19 protein-coding genes are annotated in these 20,751 nt (G+C 36.6%); 16 read left to right on the forward strand and 3 right to left on the reverse strand.

Annotated elements, in window-relative coordinates; translation table 11 throughout:
• Position 1 precedes the first annotated feature (1 nt).
• Together JZY04_RS05195 and JZY04_RS05200 are read right to left on the reverse strand one after the other, a co-directional pair.
• Positions 2–2,167 (reverse strand): S46 family peptidase, encoded by a 2,166-nt coding sequence (locus JZY04_RS05195; RefSeq protein ID WP_181996279.1) that lies wholly within the window; start codon positions 2,165–2,167, stop codon positions 2–4.
• A gap of 41 nt (positions 2,168–2,208) precedes the next feature.
• Positions 2,209–3,447, reverse strand: a complete 1,239-nt coding sequence (locus tag JZY04_RS05200; RefSeq protein ID WP_005807432.1) for an anaerobic sulfatase-maturation protein — start codon at positions 3,445–3,447, stop codon at positions 2,209–2,211.
• A gap of 239 nt (positions 3,448–3,686) precedes the next feature.
• Here JZY04_RS05200 and JZY04_RS05205 point away from each other — a divergent pair, with 239 nt between their 5' ends.
• The 4 genes from JZY04_RS05205 to JZY04_RS05220 all read left to right on the forward strand — a co-directional run bounded on the left by JZY04_RS05205 (position 3,687) and on the right by JZY04_RS05220 (position 7,582).
• On the forward strand, positions 3,687–4,415 hold the full coding sequence (locus tag JZY04_RS05205) for a DUF4369 domain-containing protein (RefSeq protein ID WP_005807430.1): 729 nt from the start codon (positions 3,687–3,689) through the stop codon (positions 4,413–4,415).
• A gap of 42 nt (positions 4,416–4,457) precedes the next feature.
• Complete coding sequence (locus JZY04_RS05210; RefSeq protein ID WP_122141843.1) at positions 4,458–6,221, forward strand: hypothetical protein; 1,764 nt, start codon at positions 4,458–4,460, stop codon at positions 6,219–6,221.
• 165 nt (positions 6,222–6,386) lie between these two features.
• Positions 6,387–6,779, forward strand: a complete 393-nt coding sequence (locus JZY04_RS05215; RefSeq protein WP_122141809.1) for a DUF3244 domain-containing protein — start codon at positions 6,387–6,389, stop codon at positions 6,777–6,779.
• Positions 6,780–6,787: 8 nt separating this feature from the next.
• A complete protein-coding gene (locus tag JZY04_RS05220) occupies positions 6,788–7,582 on the forward strand; it encodes a hypothetical protein (protein ID WP_122141808.1) in 795 nt (264 codons plus the stop codon).
• Between the two features lie 245 nt (positions 7,583–7,827).
• Here the strand turns inward: JZY04_RS05220 and JZY04_RS05225 are convergent, their stop codons facing one another.
• A complete protein-coding gene (locus JZY04_RS05225; protein WP_122141807.1) occupies positions 7,828–8,925 on the reverse strand; it encodes a helix-turn-helix domain-containing protein in 1,098 nt (365 codons plus the stop codon).
• Positions 8,926–9,154: 229 nt separating this feature from the next.
• Between JZY04_RS05225 and JZY04_RS05230 the strand changes: the two genes are divergently transcribed.
• The 12 genes from JZY04_RS05230 (at position 9,155) to JZY04_RS05285 (ending at position 20,549) form a co-directional block, all read left to right on the forward strand.
• Complete coding sequence (locus JZY04_RS05230) at positions 9,155–9,364, forward strand: NVEALA domain-containing protein (RefSeq protein WP_005807419.1); 210 nt, start codon at positions 9,155–9,157, stop codon at positions 9,362–9,364.
• Positions 9,365–9,373: 9 nt separating this feature from the next.
• Positions 9,374–10,435, forward strand: a complete 1,062-nt coding sequence (locus JZY04_RS05235) for a TolB-like 6-bladed beta-propeller domain-containing protein (RefSeq protein WP_005807418.1) — start codon at positions 9,374–9,376, stop codon at positions 10,433–10,435.
• 228 nt (positions 10,436–10,663) lie between these two features.
• Positions 10,664–10,945, forward strand: coding sequence for an NVEALA domain-containing protein (locus JZY04_RS05240; protein ID WP_122141806.1), 282 nt, complete (start codon positions 10,664–10,666; stop codon positions 10,943–10,945).
• Positions 10,946–11,009: 64 nt separating this feature from the next.
• Positions 11,010–12,002 carry a BF3164 family lipoprotein gene (locus tag JZY04_RS05245; RefSeq protein WP_122141805.1) on the forward strand — a complete coding sequence of 331 codons (993 nt, stop codon included), beginning with the start codon at positions 11,010–11,012 and terminating at the stop codon, positions 12,000–12,002.
• Complete coding sequence (locus JZY04_RS05250; protein WP_122141804.1) at positions 11,992–13,005, forward strand: hypothetical protein; 1,014 nt, start codon at positions 11,992–11,994, stop codon at positions 13,003–13,005. Before JZY04_RS05245 ends, JZY04_RS05250 begins: the two co-directional genes overlap by 11 nt.
• A gap of 9 nt (positions 13,006–13,014) precedes the next feature.
• Complete coding sequence (locus JZY04_RS05255; protein WP_122141803.1) at positions 13,015–13,881, forward strand: DUF1573 domain-containing protein; 867 nt, start codon at positions 13,015–13,017, stop codon at positions 13,879–13,881.
• A 152-nt stretch (positions 13,882–14,033) separates the two neighbouring features.
• Positions 14,034–15,161 (forward strand): hypothetical protein, encoded by a 1,128-nt coding sequence (locus JZY04_RS05260; protein WP_032542526.1) that lies wholly within the window; start codon positions 14,034–14,036, stop codon positions 15,159–15,161.
• A 119-nt stretch (positions 15,162–15,280) separates the two neighbouring features.
• Positions 15,281–17,212 carry a transglutaminase domain-containing protein gene (locus JZY04_RS05265; RefSeq protein ID WP_250706961.1) on the forward strand — a complete coding sequence of 644 codons (1,932 nt, stop codon included), beginning with the start codon at positions 15,281–15,283 and terminating at the stop codon, positions 17,210–17,212.
• 184 nt (positions 17,213–17,396) lie between these two features.
• Positions 17,397–18,407, forward strand: a complete 1,011-nt coding sequence (locus JZY04_RS05270) for a BF3164 family lipoprotein (protein ID WP_032535823.1) — start codon at positions 17,397–17,399, stop codon at positions 18,405–18,407.
• A complete protein-coding gene (locus tag JZY04_RS05275) occupies positions 18,404–18,958 on the forward strand; it encodes a hypothetical protein (RefSeq protein WP_032530590.1) in 555 nt (184 codons plus the stop codon). Before JZY04_RS05270 ends, JZY04_RS05275 begins: the two co-directional genes overlap by 4 nt.
• A gap of 55 nt (positions 18,959–19,013) precedes the next feature.
• Positions 19,014–20,174, forward strand: coding sequence for a DUF4221 family protein (locus JZY04_RS05280; protein ID WP_005807401.1), 1,161 nt, complete (start codon positions 19,014–19,016; stop codon positions 20,172–20,174).
• Between the two features lie 27 nt (positions 20,175–20,201).
• The gene (locus JZY04_RS05285; RefSeq protein ID WP_250706959.1) at positions 20,202–20,549 is read left to right on the forward strand and encodes a hypothetical protein; all 348 of its coding nucleotides are present in this window, start codon (positions 20,202–20,204) and stop codon (positions 20,547–20,549) included.
• The last annotated feature ends 202 nt before the right edge of the window (positions 20,550–20,751 follow it).

Below are 20,751 nucleotides of genomic sequence, written 5' to 3' on the forward strand. Positions count from 1 at the left end.
ATTATTCAACAATCGTCATTTCGTTAATCAAATGTCCGCATCCTCCCAGTTTTTCAAGAATAAATAGTACATAGCGAATATCCAGATTGATACAGCGTTGCAGGTTGTTATCGAAATTGATGTCGCCACTCAGTGATTCCCAGTTACCATCAAACGCACAACCAATCAGTTCTCCATTTTCATTCAGTACCGGACTTCCGGAGTTACCACCGGTAATATCGTTAGTAGACAGGAAGCAAACAGGCATTTCACCATTCGGTAATGCGTAGCGTCCGAAGTCCTTTTTCTCAATCAGCTCTTTCAGTTTGGCCGGGACCACGAACTCACGGTCTTCCGGGTTCTCTTTTTCAAGGATTCCATCGGTTGTTGTGTAATATTTATAATATACACCGTCTTTGGGGCTATATGGCTTCACATTTCCGTAAGTCAGTCGGATTGTGAAATTTGCATCGGGATAAGATGGTGTAGGCAATTTCATTTCACCCAGTCCACGGATATATGTTTTATGTAATAAAGCCAGTTCTTCCGGCAGTTTGCCCATCTGTGCAGCCAGGTCGGTATACTTATCAAATTTAGCACGTGAGTATTGTGTGGCTATATCTTTTTCGATTGCCTTTACAGTTGGCTTTTTGATAAACTTATCAAAATTAGACTGATTTGCTAAAATTGAAGTATTATACATTGCATCCACGTATGCATTGTAGTCTCCTTTATATTCTTTTTCAATCACCTCGTAGATAGCGGGACGCTGTCCGGCAGGAACCATCTCTGCATAAAGTGGTAGCAAAGCTTTGGCTACTTTACGATCTACTTCGTGGTCGTAATCTTTATTATGGATGTTGTCAAACACCTCTTTTAATACCGTGATGTTAGCCTGAATATTAGAGTCGTTTTTCTGCTCCAACGCTTCTTTCAGTTTATCCATCACCAGATAAGGACTGCCAAATTCAATACCGCCGAAGAATGTTTCGGTCAGGCAGGTTTGCTGATATTTGATCGGAGAGGTTTTTGATACGGCTTCATTGATCTTAGATACTACCTGCATATAGTCAGTGTTATTTTTTTCTTTGGCGAATTGTGCAAATTTTGCTTCCTGGTCTGCTTTCGTGCCTAAAACATTATTATCGATAATGGCTTTGTTCATACCGATAGAATTTTTCCAATAATTGCTGGAACCTGCATATTTGTTGGCATATTGAATACGTACTTTGTCGCTGGCATTCATGGCTTCTTTCAGTACGTCCTGACGGGTGCCGCGGATGCGGATACGGGGAGCATTGCTTGCTTCCATACGCTCTTTCACTTCCGATACAGTGAGGTAACGGCTGGTACTTCCCGGGAATCCCATAATCATTGCATAATCTCCCTCTTTCAGCCCTTTGATAGAAATGTTCAGGTGCTTTTTAGTTTTCAAGGGTACATTGGAAGCATTGTATTCTGCCGGTTCTCCGTTGGCATCGGCGTAGATTCTGAACATTGAGAAGTCACCGGTATGGCGTGGCCACATCCAGTTGTCGGTTTCTCCGCCGAATTTGCCGATTGATGAAGGCGGGGCGGCAACCATGCGTACATCCGGATATACTTTCTTATAAAACATGTAGAATTTGTTTCCGGCATAGAAAGGCAATGCTTGCGGAACGATTCCTTTTTTTCCTTTCAGATCACTCTTTTCGAACAATTCCTTGGCCAGTTTATTGAGAAAAGCACTGCTGAATGATTCTGTCTCGGTGATTTCTTTTGCGGCGATTTTGGCATTTACAATATTAGTGATGTCTTCTATACGTTCGATAAATGTAAACTTTAACCCCGGTGTAGGCAGTTCTTTGTCTCTTGAGGTTGCCCAAAAGCCATCTGTCAGATAATCGTGTTCAACAGAACTATGTTGTTGGATAGAAGCGTATCCGCAGTGGTGATTAGTTAATATCAATCCTTCCGGTGAAATGATTTCTCCGGTACATCCCCCACCGAAGATACCTACAGCATCTTTCAGTGAAACTCCGTTCGGATTATACAGGTCTTGGGCTTCAAGTTTCAGTCCCTGTTTTTTCATCATATCGATAGAGTGTTGTTCCTGCATCAGTTGCAGTAACCACATGCCCTCGTCCGCCTTTGCGGAACAAACGACCAACGCAGTCAGCGCCAGTAAGTAAAGTTTGAGTCTGTTCATTAGTTTATTAAAAAATTAGTATGATTTGTTGCTTTTCTATTTTAATCTATGATCAATTTGTTTCCTTTGATAGCGTCCATCACATTAGCGGGCGGACGTTGGTTCATTAGTTCATTTTTCATAAAGTCCATGTAAGGAGCCACATGTTTGAAGAACTGATGATATCCTTTGCACAGGTAGTTGAGCCCCGGTTCGCCGTTTGCTGTACGGCTGAAACGATTCTTAGGGCATTCACCATTGCAGGCAAACAGAAATTCGCATTCCTTACATTGGGTGGGCAGTGAATTCTGTTTCATTTGTCCGAAAGACGTCTGGCGTTCGCTGTACATCATTTCTACCAGAGTCTGATTGTAAATGTTTCCCAATTTGAATTCCGGAAACACAAAATGGTCACATGAATATACATCGCCATTGAACTCCATTACACCGGCATGTCCGCAAGTTTTTGCCATAGAACAGACACCCGGTTGTTCTCCTACCCAGTTGGCAAGCGTAGAGTCGAAAAGTTGGATATAATAGTTACCTACATCTTCTTTCACCCACTCGTCGAAAAGTGTACAGAGAAAGTTTCCCCATTGTTCAGGAGTAACGGAGAATTCAGCTATTTTTCCATCTTCCCGTTGTGTCAGGGATGCCAGATGGCGTCCGTCTTTATGGGGAAAAATTCGTTCCACTATTGGGGCAAACTGAATATAATGGCAATCTAACTCCTTGAAAAAATGATAAAAGTCGAGCGGATAGTCTGCATTAAAATCATTCACTACCGCCATGGCATTCCATTCTACTCCATGCTTTTTTAAAAGATTGATACCATTCATGACTTTCACAAACGATGGCTTTCCAAGTTTGTTCTTTCGGTATTCGTCGTGAAATTCCTGAGGCCCATCTATCGAAACTCCTACCAACCAATTGTTCTCACGAAAAAAATCGCACCACTCGTCGGTTAGCATGGTACCGTTGGTCTGTATACAGTTGTCTATACTTCTTCCGCGAGCATATTTTTTTTGCAGTTCCATCGCTTTCTTATAGAAAGAGAGTGGACGCATCAATGTTTCTCCTCCGTGCCAGGTGAAGAGTACCTGCGGCATAGTTTGCGAATTGATGTATTGTTCGATGAACTTTTCGAGTAATTCATCACTCATCACATGTTTGGGATTTTCTTGATAAAGTCTGGACTTTTCCAGATAATAACAATAATCACATGCAAGGTTGCATACAGCCCCTACGGGCTTGAGCATTACGTATAGCGGCTTGGCAAAGGGTGCGTAGGTAGTAGACATTTTCTATATTATACGATTACAATTTTACGGGTTAACGGGCTGACTAATTCAATAACTCATTGACTATTTGTCAACTCCGAAAGTGCAAATTTAGATAAAGTAAATGAAAAATCCGTCCTTATATAGATGTTTATAAGGATTATTAAAGAAAAGAGTCTTACAAGTTTTAAATATTGATAAAATGTTTCATTTGCTTACGAATCCGTTGTACCTTTGTCACCGAAAAAGTTGTGTATCCTATGAATAAAGTATTGCCTTTTTTACTTTTGCTTTTTGTTTTCACTTCTTGTAGTCGTAAGTATAAGATTGAAGGCGCCTCTTCTGTAACCAGTCTGGATGGTAAGATGCTTTTTATTAAAGTGCTTCAGAACGGTGAGTGGCTTAATATTGATTCTGCAGAAGTGATACATGGATTGTTTTCGATGAAAGGCAAAGTGGATTCAGTAGTGATGGCTACACTTTATATTGGCGACGAGAGTATCATGCCTTTGGTAATTGAAAAAGGTAATATTCAAGTTTCAATTACAAATACTGAATTGGTTGCGAAAGGCACCTCCTTGAACAATGCACTTTATGCTTTTATTGATAAAAAGAACTCATTAGATATCCAGATAGAAGAGTTGCAACGTAAAGAGGCACGCATGGTGATGGATGGTGCTGACTTGGCAGATATTCATGAACAACTGACTCATGAAGGTGATTCGTTGATGCAGGATATGAATGGTTTTATCAAAAAATTTATTTCCGATAATTACGAAACGGTTTTAGGTCCAAGTGTATTTATGATGCTTTGCAGTACTTTGCCTTATCCGGTTATGACTCCCCAAATTGAGGACATCATGAAAGATGCTCCTTATTCTTTTAAAAATAATAAATTAGTAAAAGATTTTATTACAAAAGCGAAATCAAACATGGAGCTGATTGAAGAGCATCAGCGCATGGAACAAAATGCAACTTTAAATCGTTAAACTTTAAGTTTTTTCCGTATTTTTGCGAAAAACTTAATGAAAATGAACACGCACTTACGATTTGGTTATCTTTTTGTTGTTTTATTTGATCTTTTGGTTGTATCATGTCATTCGACGCCGGATACAGTTGTATTATCATTGTCCCAAGCTGAGAGAATAATGGAATCTGATCCGGATAGTGCTATGACTATTTTAAAGCACATTCCAACTCCTGAAAGCCTTCATGGCAAAGCTCAAGCAGATTATAGCCTACTAATGACTCAGGCTATGGACAAGAATTACATGAAATTTACTTCGGATTCCCTCATTAAATTTGCGGTTGGTTATTATGGCTCTTATACTGAAGATATTGTATCCAAAGGAAAAGCTTTCTATTATTATGGAAGAGTGATGGAAAGTCTTGATAAAGTGGAAGACGCTATGAAATTTTATTTAAAGGCGAAAGATGTACTTCAAAATACTAAGCAGTTTAAGTTGCTGGGACTTGTGACTGAAAAGATTGGAGACTTAAATCGTAGGCAAAAATTGCTTGATACAGCTCTAAATGATTATAAAGAGTCCTTTGATTATTATGCTTCGATACCAGATTCTTTATATATGATTTATGCTTATAGGAATTTGGGTAGGGGATTTTTATATAAAAATCAAATTGATAGTGCTTACCATTATTATGATAAAGCATTGTATATATCAAATCTTAAGAAATCTTCCGTTGTGGGATCAATACTTTTAGAATTAGGAGTAATTCATCGTTCTGCGAAGGATTATGCCGGTGCAGAACAATATTTCTTATCTTTTATAGAAAAAGAAAAAGATCAGGGAAAATTATATTCAGGATATTTGGCTTTGGGAAATCTGTATTTATATATGAATAGATTGAAAGATGCAGAGAAATATCTAGTATTGTGTCTTAGAAGTTCTAATCTTATTATAAAAAGAGATGCATGTGAATGTTTATATGATTTGGAAAAAGAATTGAATAATTTTAAAGGAGCCATTGGTTATAAAGATATAGCTGATTCATTACAATTACTAACTCAAGATATAGATACTCGGAATACTATGGCTGATTTGCAAAGTAAATATGATAGTGAAAAATGGCAGAAAGAAAGTTTACAAGCCAGCATTGAGAAAAAGAACATTCTCTTAATCGGTTCGTTTATAGGCTTTATTGCTATATTGGTTATTGTATATATTTATTATAAATATCGAACTAATCAGAAGTTAATCAGAGATATTAGCCAAAGGATTCGTCAGAATGCTACCGAGATAGAAATGTATCAAGAGCAAATACATAGTTATAGAAACTTACAAAAAGAAACATTACGAGATTATAGAAATCAGATAGGAGAATTACAAGGAAAAGTGTCTGTTCTTGAAGATCAGAATAGAACATTATCTGTTCATTTAGTTGAGAAGAAGGGGAATATACCAGATAGTGATGATGGTGATCTTTATGCTATCTACATGCAAGGACTTCGTATACTACTAATGTTGAGAAAGAAAGAGGACATGGAAAATGCCTCTGATAAAAAACAACTTTTGGATGGTGATTGGGATAAGTTATTTCATCTTTCCAATGCTTTACACGATGATTTCATTATACGTATTAAAAAGGAATTTCCTAATTTGACTAAGCATGATATCGAAATTTGTTGCTTGTTGAAATTTGGCATTACACATGAAGTTTTGGGACTCGCTTTTCTAACGACTTCTGAGTCGGTGACAAAAGCTAAAGGACGTTTAAAAAAACGATTAAATTTATCAGTATCCGATGATTTGGATGATTTCCTGCAGAAATATTAGTTTAATTTTATGTTGGTTGTCCGGGTATATACCTCTACTTGTTTGTGCAAATTGTTTATATATAGTGCTTTATGTGATATTAACCCTTGCTGTATTTGTCCGGGTGATTTGTTTTGCTATCTTAGCCAAATGCGCTATATTTGACGAAACCAAAACAAATAAAATATGAAATTGCGTGTTATTTTATCATTGATTGTGGCATTGTTCATTGGACAATCCATGTATGCTATGTCAAATGAAGTTCTTCGTAGACCTATTATCTTGGATGGGGAAATTATTGAGGAAGGAAATCGTTCTATCAATCCACTTATTCCTATTTCTGCAGATATCGATGGTTCTACCTTATTTATTAAGTTCTCAAAGGCTATAGGTAATGTAGATATTGCAGTGAAAGAAATTACTGATGCTAAAAAAGAAGTTTATTCGTCTTCTATGGATGTAACTGTTGCTGGTCAGGTTACTTCGTTCTCTATTGTTGATTTAACTCCGGGAACTTATGTGCTTGAATTTACCAATGCAGCTGGTGGGTATGTATATGGGCAGTTTATTGTAGAATAGTTATTATAATGAAGAGAATTTTATTATCAACATGCGACAGAACGTATACGCAACTAGGTAATCAGGAAGCCTTGGTTTCTTTATTGAAAGGTGCGGGGTATGACGTGAGCTATACATCGGAAGTAAGTGAACAAGAGTGGGTAAATTATCCTTTGATTATCGCTTTTAAAGATGAAGAGTATGTTCGTATTAAAGAAATGAATTTGCAAAGTAATTTATTGTCAGTCAATGAATTAATGGGTGATGTTTGTTTGTTGCCCTCTCGTGATAGATGGACGAATAATGTGAATGATAATGAGAAGAAATCTATTTTGATTTGGGTTAATGAGTTTCATCCCATATTGAGAGTTTTAGCTCTGTTGAAAGGATATTCCACGTGGAGTACTGCGTCTGTAGTCGATTTGAAATTACGTGATTTCACTCGGGTTGTACAAACCTTCCAAGCGCAGCTATGCCAGACCTCCGAAGTGATGGAGCATGCTTCGAAAGCTGATTTAATCATAAGTGATGGACTTTTCGCTGCTCAAGCTGTTTTAAATTATAAGCCTGTGATTATTGTTGATTCTTATGGTTGGAATGGTTTAGTTACTGATGCTACGTTTATGAGTCAATATGTTGCCGGTTTTACTGCAAAACCTGTTCAGAGTGATAGAGGGTATTTTCCATTATATGATTTATCTATTGCGATAAATAGGGCATTTGAAATGGAGCAGTCTGAGTTGAAAAGTTGCTCTAATAAACTCCTACAGGAGAATGAGCATATGTGTGAGAAGATTCTAAGAGTAGTTTCATCTCGGTGTTAACATTGATGTAACACTGGATTGGGACTTGTTTTTTTATATAGTACTATCATATGTTTTTAGTTTAATTGTTTAATACTTAAATGGTTGCTGTGTGCGGGGTGCGTGATGTATCTCGCACATTTTTTATTCTGTGTGCTTTTAGGGTTCTTATGGAGAGGAAGAAATTAATAAGATAGTCTACAAGAAGTTAACTTCTTGCAATTACGATGTTAACTTCGTAAAGTTACAATGTTAACTTCCTGTTTTTATGTGGTTTTGTCATCTACCAATATATAACATTCTTCGTTTTTTTTATCTGTTATGATCGTATATTTGCTGCCTATTTCTTCCAAAATTCTTTTTAATTTGTTGATGGCACTTGTCATATTATTGGTTGGATCAGCATTTTGAGGCCAGAATTCTTTCTTTAAATCACTTTTATTTATTCTGTAATTTGGACTGTTTAAGAAAAAAGTTAATATTTTTTGTTGCTGATTAGGCATTTTGATCGGATGGTTTTTGAATAAGACAAAATCTTTTTCAAAAACAAATTGATCCTTTAATGATAACTCTTCTTTTATGGTAGAATTAGTTTGCTTTTCTGTTTCTACACTACTGCCGACTGGTATGGTTTCGATGATATGAGGTGCAGGCTCTGCTGTATCGGCTGCTGGTACTGATGTCTTTTTTCGATACTTCCTATGATACCGTATAAACAGAATGATGATGTAGATGAGAATCAGTTCCACTATTAAATTGATGTAGATATTGGTTTTAGGCATTCGCTTCCACAAAGTTGAGAAACTATAGTCGATATACATGATGTAATCTACATTGACAATTTCATTTTCTAAACGATAGATAATCATTTCTGCATTGTGGGGGATACTACTTGGGGGCTGACTCCATATTTCTCTCTGTAAATGTTTGGAAACAATAATACCGGTATTGATATACCCTTTTATCCCATTTTTGTCTAAATTTTCAACTGTTAAGTTCTGTATGTCAGTACTCTGTAAACTGTCCATCATAAGTAAGCCTAATTGGCGTGCGAAGAATATTTCAGTATCCATGTCCTGTATTTTATGTTGATAGGTAAACAGGGTATCTTTTGAGCAGAAAGTACGAGTTTCGTACATGCCTATCTTGTTGGGTGAGTTATTAAAACCGTTTAAAGGTAAATATTTGCTCTTCTGAATTGTATTGTTAATAACTGCTTCTTTCAGAACATTTTCGACTTGTGGCCTGAAAGTTTCTTTTTCTTTCTGAATAAGAGAGTGGATGATTGTATAGGTTGAAACACCTATAGCAATCATAATAAAAAGTATGATGACCCCGATTACTAAAAATATTCTTTTATTCATATTGTCAGATCTTGTGTTGGTGCTGCAAAGTTACTTTAAAAGTTTTAATTTACCACCTTGTTTGTCGTATTAATGATAAAATCAATTGCTATTTTATTGGAACTTAATATATTGATATTTAGACGTCATTAAATAAAATGACGTTATCAATAAAAGTGTTGACGTAGAATATTTGTGCGCTTCTATTTGCTCGCTTATCTTTGCTGATATTTATTAAATTATTGGCGAAATGAAAATAAAGATTTTAGCAGTATTAGTCGTTATTACAGTAGTTGTAGTCTCTATATTTATAAGAGAAAAGAGAGAAGATCCTTCATCATTAGTAATGATGAACATAGAGGCATTGGCGACAGGAGAAGGTACTTCCCCCGCTATGTGTGTCGGATATGGTTCAGTGGTTTGTCCCAATGACGGATCCAAAGTACTATATTATTATTAATTAAGACCTATGAGATACTATCTGACATTTCTCGTTTTTCTGTTGACGTTTACTGCATGTACTTCAGATTCTCCAAAAGATAGGATGTTATATGCTTCTTTTCCGAAAGAAGAGACACTACACTCCAAGGTCATTCAGCTTGATTCAGTTTATATGCGTTATCCGTTTCGGATTCATGTATCCGGTGATCAGGCGGTCGTCTTGGATTTACATGGTAGTGATGTGTATTGTCATCTTTTTCATTACCCTGATTTCCACTATCTGTCTTCGTTTGGCAGGCGGGGAGATTCACCGGAAGAGATGCTTTCAGTAGAAACAGTGAAATGTATAGATGGTTCGTATTGGACTTTAGATGCCAACAAAGGCGAGTTAACTAGGTTTGAGTTTGTTTCGGATAGAGATTCGCTTCTGCGTGCAGAAGCGATCTCTTTCGATAAAGACAGCATTCTGCGTGCTCTCGATTTTGTTGCATTCAATGATACTACTTTTCTAATTCCCGACTATTCGGGAGATAGTCGTTTTTGCTGGGTGAACCGGCAGGGAAAGTTCTTGAAGAAAAGTGGAACAATTCCTTCTTCCAATGAAGAAGCCTTGAAGGAAGCTCGTCCGGCTTTGGCACAAGCTTGGCGTAGTTTTATCGACTACAATCCTCACAATGGTGTGTTGATTGCCGCTACTCAATTAGGAGAGATTCTTGAAATTTATAATCTTCAAAATGGTTCTCATAAAGTCTGTCAAGGTCCAAAAGGGGAGCCGGAATTTAAGTTGGCAGGTGGCTATGCAATTCCTGACGGGATCATGGGATTCTCGGATGTACAGGTTACAGATGATGCTATTTACGCTATTTTTCATGGACGCACATTTAAAGAGATCATGGCGCAACACCAAAAGGAGGGAAGAGCTACAGACGGTGGACAGTATATTTATGTATTTAATCTTGAGGGTGAACCTTTGTGTAAATACACCTTAGATCGTTATATCACAGGTTTCCATGTAGATGAAAAAAATAAGACTATTACAGCGACAGATGTTAATAATGACCAGCCCATTGTGGAGTTCCGCTTTAGTTAAGGTCAAGTGTAACAGGTTCGAAAAGGAGCGGGTAAAGCCGACTTGTCGATAGGGAAGCTATTTCCCCGCTCCTGACAACCTTTAGAAAAGGAGGTTTAACAGGCACAAATATAATAAAAAAACTGATGGAAAACATAAATGAAGCATTTAGATTTTCTGCCGGAGGGATTGTCTTTTCCGAGAATGAGACATAGATAAAACTATTATTATCAATATAAAATTGAAAGAATGAAAAAGAAATTTTATGCAGCGTTATTAGTTGCAGTTGTTATTGCATTTACGGGGTATAATGTTTATCAAAGTCAAAAAGCGGATGCTATTTTATCTGATTTGGCAATGGCTAATGTAGAAGCATTGGCAGATGGAGAACTTTCAAATGGAAATTGTGAGGGTTCTTGGTCACAAGAATGTTGTAAGTGTGATTATATTCATTATACTTATGCTTGTGCAATAGAAGTGACTGGTAATAAGTGCTATACGGTAAGTGGTTGTAGTCATTATGCAAACTAAAATTTAACAGAAAGGATGTGTCAGTTGTAATATCTATGACACATCTTTTTTATTTATTAAAATTATGTATAAAATTGCTTTTTATATTATTTCTGTTTTAACAGTGTTTACTTCCTGTACATCCACAGATGTACCTGATAAGATGAGTTTACAACCCCAGGTAATGAATGATAGTCTTTTGACGACTATGCCTGGTGATTTATTGCTAATAGATGATTATTTAGTATGGTCTGATCCTTTCTCTGATAACAAGTTTCTGCATGTACATCGTTCTTCCGATGGAAAATATATCGGTTCTATGGGGCAGAAGGGAGAGGGGCCGCAGGAATTTGTAAGTCCTTTGATCAATCGCTTTTCCATTAATCGCTGTATTGCCGCTCATGATGCTAACGGGAAAACCAGAGGCTATTTATCTATTGACAGTTTAATTGCCGGAAAAGAACCTTTTATGTCTTTATCAGATTTTGACCGGAATATACAAATGGCTAAACTGGACAAACAACTGTATCTGATTGAAACAGAAAATGGCGAGAACGATTATTTCAAGGTGAGTTCAAATGGGAAAGAATCTACATTTGGAGTCTATCCGGTTCGTGAAGTGAAACAGCATATGGGTACTTATAAAACATACGATAAAGATCGTGGACTGCTTGCTTTTGGTCCTTTTTATTTTTCTTATTTGGCCTTATATAAAAAGGAAGGAGACAATTTTAAGTTATTATGGGAACGTATGCCTGAAAAAGAAAACTATTCTGTTGTTGATGGGGCAATTAGGTTTGATCGTAGTGTGATGGGAGTGAGAGACATATGCATGACTAAAGAGTATATTGTTACTCTGGAGCGCGACCGGGAAGTTGATCCGCTGGATGAAAGGACTGTTGGACGTAATGCAAGTAAATGTCCCCGTACGGTTTTTGTATATGATTATAATGGCAAATTACTGAAAATAGTAGATTTGGGCATGCCTGTAATGCGTATTGCTGCTGACGGACGAAGCAATGCCCTGTATGCGATAGGAGTTAATCCTGATTTTGTGTTGGCGAAATATGATTTATAGAAATTGGCTTGGGGGCATTGGGATAACTTGTGTACTTTTTGTCTCATGTAAACCCGCGGAGGTTGATGTACCTGTTACTTATTGTTCGTCTTTCCTTTTGAAAGATACTACTGTTATGCTTTCTGAAGTAGAGATGGATCCTATACAGGTAAATGCACGGTGTATGGTGTGGGATGGTGATAAGCGGGTATTGGTTCGTACGTCGACTTCAGATTCTATTTATGCCGTGTTTGCTTATCCGGAAATGAGATTTTTGAGCTATACAGGCAGCTTGTCAGAATATAAACAGATATTAGCTAAATGCAACGAAGGCTTTTATTTAGTAAAAGATGATTCGTTACGTGTATATCATTTAACTGATAAGGATTTGTTACAGAAAGCGACAACTCATTTTCTGTATGATAGTAATAAAATTCGATTATCTAACATTAAGAAATTGAATGATAAAATATATATAGCTTATGCATATACAGATCCTTCTTATAATGATACTAATTTAAATGAGTTCTACATGCTTGATGCTGAAAGCAATGTTTTATATCCTAAAGGGTATTATCCTGAACGTACTGGGGTAAGATTTAAAACGATATTTGACTTTAAGTTTGCTTATGCGCACGGTGTATGGCCAAAACCGGATGGAAGTCGCATTTTAGTTAACTATGTGAGGACCCGTCGTTTTCGGATTTATGATTCGGGTGCTCGGTTATTGCACGATGTATGTCTTGATTATGCACCTAATAAATATGTTGTGGATGCAGACCCTAATCGTTGGACGACGTTTATTAGAGATTGTTTTGTTACCGATAAATATATTTATTTGCTATGTCCGGAAGGTGAGAAATCCAGTCTGGTTATAGTAGATTGGGAAGGCAGGCCAATAGCGCGTTATCGTTTGGATGAAAAGATATTTTTCTTTTTTATCGATTCCGACCGAAATCTTTTTTGTGGTATTAATTCGAATCATGAGCGGTCCTTTTATTTTCTCGATTTGGATATAAATTAGTAGATATTTATGAAATATTTGTATGTATTGTTAGCTTTTTCCTTTTTGTTTTCTTGTAAAGATGAGAACAAGAAACAAGCGGAGTCTATTTTGAAAGAATGGATGAATAAGGAAATTGTTTTTCCAAAGAAAATGTATTTTAGTATTCAAGGTAAAGAGAATGTTGATTTTCGTATAAAAGACACCGAATATAAGATTGTCGCCTATGTTGATTCTGCCGGTTGCACCAGTTGTAAGTTACATTTATCTAAATGGAAAGAGTTAATTCACTATATGGATTCTGTGCAGCCTGAGCATGTGCAGTTTTTGTTTTTCTTTTTTCCTAAGAATGGTAGAGATATATATCATACTATGCGGATGGATAAATTTACTTATCCGGTTTGCATTGATACTCTTGATCATTTCAACCAATTAAATCATTTTCCTTCAGATGTAAGATTCCAGACCTTTTTACTTAATCAAGATAATAAGGTTGTGGCAATGGGTAATCCTGTGCAAAATCCTCAAATAAAAGATTTGTATTTAAAGATTATTTCCGGTGGTAAAGCTGATTTAAAAGAAAATCGCACTCAGACCGATGTCGAGCTTGAAGACACATTAGTGGATTTGGGAATTTTCGATTCTACGAAAGAACAAAAATGTATTTTTACTATACAGAATACCGGTAAGAATCTATTAGTGATTGATGATATCAACACTTCGTGCGGATGTACTACCGTAGAGTATTCAAAAGAACCGGTTCAATCAGGAAAATCGATAGATATAGCGGTAACTTATAAAGCTGAGCATCCGGAGCATTTTAATAAAACAATCACGGTTTATTGTAATTCGGAATCTTCGCCTTTGCAACTGAAGATAAAAGGAGACGCTAAATAAAGGTAAAAATATTGCCGGCTGACGATTGGGTTGTGGTGGACAAATAACCAAGGGGGGCGATTTTGTTCAATGGTTTATTTCTAGGAGTAGTTGGTAAACTTGCTGCAATTCATTGTAAGCCGGCTTTTTAATATAAAGTTAAAATCTATGTTATGAGAAAAATAATCTTTTTGTTGTTCGTAGGCTTTTTGTTTGCATGTAATCGGCAAGCAGAAGATATTCTTCATTCAGGAGAACGTTTGTCAAATAAAGAAATATATTTGGATTCTGTAGTTGTTGATGCTAGTTATACTAGTGGTTGGGGAAATTTTTATTTGGTTGATTCTATTATAACATTTGCTGATACATATTATTCTAAGTTTTATGACTATAAGGCTAATTCTGGAGATTCTATTGCAGAGTATTTTAGAAAAGGAAATGGTCCTGGAGAATTAAATGAGTTTATGTTTGCCTATCCTGTTCGTAATAAAAAAGAACAGTGTTTAATTGTTGATAATTCAATCATGCTCCATTCTTTTAAACGGTGGGACCATGAATTGTTTCATCATGGGAAAGTTGATTTTGGTTGGGATGGGATATGTAAAGATTATGAGTCTCCAAGAGTTTATAATATGATATATTTAACTGATTATGGAGTTGATTTCTACTATCTGAATGATTCTATTCTAATTTTCCCTGTAAATTTAGTAGATCGTTTTGTTTCAGAGAAGCAGATAGGGTCAGATCGTTATGACAAATTGCATATTTTTGGTGAGTTAAATGTAAATACTATGATGGTTGAACGTGTTACAGGGAAAATGCCTGAAATTTATCATGAAAAACCTATACCGCATTTTGAGTCTTTTCGTTTTGCAATGAAGGGAGATACTGTGTATGTGAATCATTACGTGGATTCGTTAATTTATGTGTATTTATATCCGGATAAGCTTATTTATACTATGGGGTTTGAAGGTAGGAATATTAATCGTAACTATACACAGACTACGGAGCTTGATGAGGGAAAGACATTTATGAAAGATTATAAAACTGTTGGCTCAAGTGCTGGATTAGATTATGTACCGGAAACTAACATGTTAATTCGAACTTATGTGAAAGAAAGGATTACAAGAAAAACTGGAATACAGTTTTATCAAAACTCAAACATGTTGGCTGATGTGGATATGCCTGATTATTTTATGTTTCTTGGATATAACAACGGTTGGTACTATGGAGTACGTAAGTTACCTTTGGAAACGGAAAATGATATACGTTTTGTTTTTTATAAATTTCGAATAGAATGAGAACTTTTTTTAAATAAATATCTTATTAGTGCTATTGTGGATTGATGCCTTGCTAATTATTTGATAATCAATAAAGTATATAAATTTATATACTTGTTATGTCTGGAAAGAAGAAAATTATGATAAAGACCTATTTGCTTTGCGGATTATTGAGTGCTGTTGTCTGCTGTTCTTGTACGGAGAACAAGCGGCTGAAGTATGCTTTGGAGTTTGCCGGAGAGAATAGGGGAGAACTTGAGAAAGTTTTGGAACACTATAAGGATAGCGGGCTGAAACAGGATGCCGCACGATTTCTGATTGAAAATATGCCTCGTTATTTTAGTTATGAAGGGTGGCAGTTGGATACTTTAAAAGCAATTCATGCGGCTACAGTACATACGGATGGTTGGGTAAATAAGGAAGCTCGTAAAAAGTGGGAGCATTTCTCTTATCGGACTTTAAAAAGGGTATATGATGCTAAGGTAATTAGAGCTGAGTTCCTGATTCATCACATTGATCAAGCATTTGAGGTTTGGGAAAAACGACCTTGGAATAAATATTTGCCGTTTGATGATTTTTGCGAGTTGATTTTACCGTATCGGGTCGGGGATGAACCTTTAGAGGAGTGGCGTAGTTGGTATAAAGAGCGTTATGAATCTATATTGGATTCGCTCTACCAAGGGACAGATGTTGTGGAAGCTACTGATTGTTTGGGAGCCTATTTGCGTCAGGAAAAAGATTTCAGGTATAGTGTCGAGCTGGAACTACCGCATCTGGGTGCAGGATTTTTGCTGGCCAATAGGGTTGGAAGTTGTGAGGCTTCTTGTGATTTTACGGTTTATGTCTTACGTGCTCTGGGTATTCCCGCCGCTACAGACATTTATCATTATGGTCCTGGGAAAGGGGCCGGACATGTTTGGAATGTATTGAGGGATACAACAGGGGGATATGTACCTTTCTGGTTTATTCAGACTAAAGTGGAACGGGGAGGAAATGATAAACGTGAAAAAGGGAAGGTGTACAGGCAATGCTTTGGAGCGCAGCAGGAAAAGATATCGGGTATCCGGCGTGATCAGTCGGTTCCGTTCCCACTGAAAGATCCGTATCTGAAAGATGTGACTGATGATTATTTTCCGGCAAACCAGGTTGAAATCGAAATTGATTCTCAGGTTAACAAAAAATACATTTGTTTAGGCGTGTTTACGTTGGAAGGGTGTATGCCAATAGATATTACATCGCAGAAAGGAAACAAAGCTACATTTACAAATGTGGAACCGGGCATTTTGTTTCAACCACTTTATTTTAATGGCATGAAGTGGGTAGCGGCCGGATACCCTTTTCTTGTGGATGAAAAGGGAGAGGTGAAGTATCATAAGCCTGATTTTTCCAAAAAAGAAAGTATGGATCTGAATCGTAAATTCTTGTTACGGCAATATCTGAAAGATTATCTCAGTGCTGTGGTGGGAAGTAAGATAGAAGGGGCTAATCATTTGGACTTCTCGGATGCTTGCCTGCTGTATCAGATAGTAGATACTCCTAAAGTAAGCTATCAGGCAGCTTATCCGCCATCGGAAAAGAAGTATCGGTATATTCGTTACACATCACCTCCCGATAAGCCGCTTCAACTGGCTGAACTACAGTTGTTCCGAAATTCAGATGATCAAGAGAAGCTTTCTGCGAAAGTTGTTGGTGGCAGTAATACTTTTATTGCGGATGACCGGTTCGATAGTTTAAAAGTGAATGATGGCGATGGGCTAACTTTTTTTCTCACCAAAGAAAAAGGAGCTTTTGTGACACTTGATTTAGGGAAAGCGGAAAAGATCGGAAAGATTGTCTATATGCCTCGTAACGATGATAACTTTATTCGGTTAGGAGATCAGTATGAGTTGTATTATCAGAATGGATTTAATGGTTGGATCTCGTTGGGTAAGCAAGTGGCTACAGAATTAACATTGCATTATGATAATATTCCCCAAAATGCAGTGCTTTGGCTCCGAAATTTATCAAGAGGAAGAGAGGAAACTGTATTTCGGAACGAAGAGGGCCGGCAGGTTTTCTTTGTGAAGTGGTAGAAAGATGAAAATATCAGACCATAAAAAGAAAGCTATGTTGATTTTCTTTGTCGGATATGATACAAATGCTCAAATGACCTGAATTTACTGCTTTTTGACCTGTAATTGTCCTTTAAAGCCCTTTTTTTTCTCAAACTTTGTGGTGTAAAGCTGACATAAAAGTTTGATTATCATGAAAAAAAGATTGAGAGTTCGTGGAATTTTATGGGGGATTTTATTGATAACTGTATCAAGTTGTATAGAATCTGATAGGATTATGCATTATGCTCAATTTGAGCATACCATAAATTTGAAATCCGATAGAATACAGGTTCCTTCGGTGTTATTGTATCCACGGAGTTTAGTTTTATGTGATAGTAATCTGATAGTATTCAATGAAAAAATGGATACTATGTTTCAATGCTTCCATTTGCCGGATTTGACTTTTCAATATAGTTTTGGAACACAGGGGCAGGGACCGAATGATTTCGTTCTCCCTTCTATTACCCCTGTGAAATATCAAAAGAATGGATTTGTCATGTTAGACGGAATTAACTTGAAACATATTAGTGTTGAGAAAGATAAAGCTACCGTACAGACTTCGACTTTAAATTATGGATTTAATTGTTTTAATGACTTGATAAGTATTTCCGATAGCAGCTACTGTTGTAATGGCGGCTTTGAGAATGAAAAAGAATTTAGGTTTCTTTATCCTGACGGAAATCATGAATCATGGGGAGAATATCCCGAAACAGAGGAACGTTTCGGATCTGTTTTGGGCAGGAATCAAGCGTATATAAAGATGACCGTCGCCAAGCCTGATAAGAGTTGTTTCGTTTCGTTCTACCAACATATACGCCGTTTCAGAATTTATGGCCAGGATGGAAAACTAAAAAGAGATGTAATTTTAGATCTTTTCCCGGGACAGGAATGTCCGGAGGTAGATGATAATATGAGGCTTATACATCCTATATGTGTGTACACGACGGATAATTACATTTATACGCTAAATTTGGATATGACAACAGAAGATGTAGAGGATAGGAAAACAACCCCTAATATTCAAGTCTTTGATTGGGAAGGGAAACCACTCATACAATATAAACTCGACTGTTTTATTAACACTTTTGCTGTTGATGAAGTTGCACATAAGATTTATGGCGTTTTTGTGGAGGACGAAGATCATATTTATGTATTCAATTTACCCCAGTTATGAAATTGACAGCTTTGCTTCTTTTAAGTTTTTTATTTTGTGCTCAGGTTGTTGCGCAAGTTTCTCAACCCCACGGAGATCTTTTGCGTGGTGAGACGTATGTGATTGAAGTGCCTAAAGGATGGAATCGCCCTTCTGCTGTGCGTTCCTGTGATGAACCTTTGAGGCGTACAAGAGAAGGGTATGAAACGACAAAGTTTATGAGGGTATATTCTAAGCGTAAAGATCGTTGTGGTTCTGTTTTGACTATTATAGAAGTACAAAACTGTAAATGTTATCAGGAAATATTTGAGAGGGACAGTGTTTCGGCATTAGCAGATGCTACTCGGGTAAAGGTTATATATAGATCGATTAATGGTAGAAAAAAGATGATTGTCTCTTCTTATAAAGCCGATCGCCATCCGGAAACTAATGAATTATCAGCGCTACAGAAAGTCGAATGGTATTTGCAAGGGAATAAATGCGTGTATTATATTAGTTTCTCATCCTGTTCTATGTTTCTGGAGTTACTTCCACAGGTCAAAGGGATTGTAGCATCGTTAAAGGAAATCTGAGCGGAATTGATAATTTAGTATAGTATAAATATAGCATTTTATTGGTATTATGATAATGATTAGGAGTTTTGTATTTGTAGTTTTATTGGGGATAGTTGTAGGTTCTTGTCAGCAGGATAAGAAAACTGTAATTCATAGAACTGATGATTATACATTAGTAGCGAAGGAAGATAAATGTTTTCCGTTGGACAGTGAAACGGTTCAATTATCAGATTATTTACAATTGATCTATATGGATGGAAAACTGGTTTTTTCGTTTATAAATAACTATGATAACTCGATTGTACTGTATGATTACGGGACTGTGAAAAATATGGGTAAGATTAAGTTTGAGCAGGAGGGCTCGAATGGAGTTGGCAGTATTACTTCATACTTGTTTTTGAATAAAGATTCGATTTATTTGTATGATAGGATGACACGTTATCTGTACCTGACGAATGATAGTAGTCATGTGAAAGATAAGAAACGAATAGACATTGTCAGACGTTTGAAAGGAGATTCCATTTTTGCACCTTCTGAATTGTTTCCGCGTACAAATTCTCCTATTTTAAAAATAGGTGATGAATTGTTGTTGTCCGGAACTCTTTTTTATGAATTTGAGGGTGAAAATGATTCAAATCGTCCTGTGATGGCTTTCTATAATTTGCAGAAGAACACTATTAGGTATTCTGATAGTTATCCATCTATGTATCATTCGGGAAATTGGGGAGGAAGTTTTACATATCGTTTCCCTTATTATACCTTGTCTCCTAATAATGAACTGGTTATTAGTTTTGCTGCCGATCATAATATAAGAGTACATCATGTAGACTCACTGCAATATCATGAGTTTTATGCCGGAACCAAAGAAGATATCGTTATTGAACCAGTTGAGAAAAGTCTTGATTTCGAACATTTTTCTCCAGAAGCCGATAGAGATCACTATGTCCATAGTTTGAATTATGGATGCATTCACTATGACTCATATAGAGAGGTTTACTATCGTTTGGCAGGACATCCAGACAGTAGTATTGATCCTAAAGAGGGGGTGCTGCGCAAACCAATGTCAGTGACTATTTTAGATAAGAACTTTCAAATTGTGGGAGAAACAATGTTACCCCAAGAACTTTATTTATTAAATCAATGTTTTGTCGGTCCGGATGGATTTCACATTCAAGTGGAGTCAGAGGATGATGATATAATGCGTTTTAAAACATTTGAACTATTAAAATTATGAGGAAACTGGATATAGTATGGAAATATTGTGATTATACCTAATGTGGGCTGTGGTGGGTGTATTTCAGAGTCAGAGGCTTTTTTGAAAAGGAATACAAATGATAGTATCTTTTTTGTTTTTACGAATATTTCATCTTTGAAAGCACTGAGTTTAAGAATGGGGGATAAGCTTCAGCAGAAAAATGTATATGTGGACGAAAATAATGATTTCTTGTTTAACGATGAGCGGATTGATAGTTATCCTGTAGTATTGCAGGTTAGCAATCCTAAAAAAGTAGAGTGGGATTTTTTGGAGCCAGGGAACAGTTTTGAACAAACTATCCATATCCACAACGAAGATTATTCTAAAATGATATCGAAAATATTCCTTTATTAACACGCTTATAATAAGAATATTACGTCTTTATTCTGCACCATTATCTGGGCCCGTGTACCCGGGCTTGTGGGCCTGTGTACTCGGGCTTATGGGCCTGCATACCTGGGCTCATGGGCACAGGTATGCGGGACGGGATAAAGAAAAGACCATTTTCACTAAAGATAGCAAGAAAAACAAAATACAATAATAGACATAAACAGAT

The sequence above is a fragment of the Bacteroides sp. 11BF genome (genome assembly GCF_019633765.1).
Classification (GTDB): Bacteria; Bacteroidota; Bacteroidia; order Bacteroidales; family Bacteroidaceae; genus Bacteroides; species Bacteroides hominis.

Bases quoted from the DNA above. Each gene is read 5' to 3' on its own strand.
- JZY04_RS05240 (WP_122141806.1), top strand. From the start codon at position 10,664: ATGAAAAAGAAATTTTATGCAGCGTTATTAGTTGCAGTTGTTATTGCA.
- JZY04_RS05260 (WP_032542526.1), top strand. From the start codon at position 14,034: ATGAGAAAAATAATCTTTTTGTTGTTCGTAGGCTTTTTGTTTGCATGT.
- JZY04_RS05215 (WP_122141809.1), top strand. From the start codon at position 6,387: ATGAAATTGCGTGTTATTTTATCATTGATTGTGGCATTGTTCATTGGA.
- JZY04_RS05195 (WP_181996279.1), bottom strand. From the start codon at position 2,167: ATGAACAGACTCAAACTTTACTTACTGGCGCTGACTGCGTTGGTCGTT.
- JZY04_RS05200 (WP_005807432.1), bottom strand. From the start codon at position 3,447: ATGTCTACTACCTACGCACCCTTTGCCAAGCCGCTATACGTAATGCTC.
- JZY04_RS05280 (WP_005807401.1), top strand. From the start codon at position 19,014: ATGATTAGGAGTTTTGTATTTGTAGTTTTATTGGGGATAGTTGTAGGT.
- JZY04_RS05250 (WP_122141804.1), top strand. From the start codon at position 11,992: ATGATTTATAGAAATTGGCTTGGGGGCATTGGGATAACTTGTGTACTT.
- JZY04_RS05275 (WP_032530590.1), top strand. From the start codon at position 18,404: ATGAAATTGACAGCTTTGCTTCTTTTAAGTTTTTTATTTTGTGCTCAG.
- JZY04_RS05235 (WP_005807418.1), top strand. From the start codon at position 9,374: ATGAGATACTATCTGACATTTCTCGTTTTTCTGTTGACGTTTACTGCA.
- JZY04_RS05230 (WP_005807419.1), top strand. From the start codon at position 9,155: ATGAAAATAAAGATTTTAGCAGTATTAGTCGTTATTACAGTAGTTGTA.
- JZY04_RS05210 (WP_122141843.1), top strand. From the start codon at position 4,458: ATGAACACGCACTTACGATTTGGTTATCTTTTTGTTGTTTTATTTGAT.
- JZY04_RS05255 (WP_122141803.1), top strand. From the start codon at position 13,015: ATGAAATATTTGTATGTATTGTTAGCTTTTTCCTTTTTGTTTTCTTGT.
- JZY04_RS05205 (WP_005807430.1), top strand. From the start codon at position 3,687: ATGAATAAAGTATTGCCTTTTTTACTTTTGCTTTTTGTTTTCACTTCT.
- JZY04_RS05220 (WP_122141808.1), top strand. From the start codon at position 6,788: ATGAAGAGAATTTTATTATCAACATGCGACAGAACGTATACGCAACTA.
- JZY04_RS05265 (WP_250706961.1), top strand. From the start codon at position 15,281: ATGATAAAGACCTATTTGCTTTGCGGATTATTGAGTGCTGTTGTCTGC.
- JZY04_RS05225 (WP_122141807.1), bottom strand. From the start codon at position 8,925: ATGAATAAAAGAATATTTTTAGTAATCGGGGTCATCATACTTTTTATT.
- JZY04_RS05245 (WP_122141805.1), top strand. From the start codon at position 11,010: ATGTATAAAATTGCTTTTTATATTATTTCTGTTTTAACAGTGTTTACT.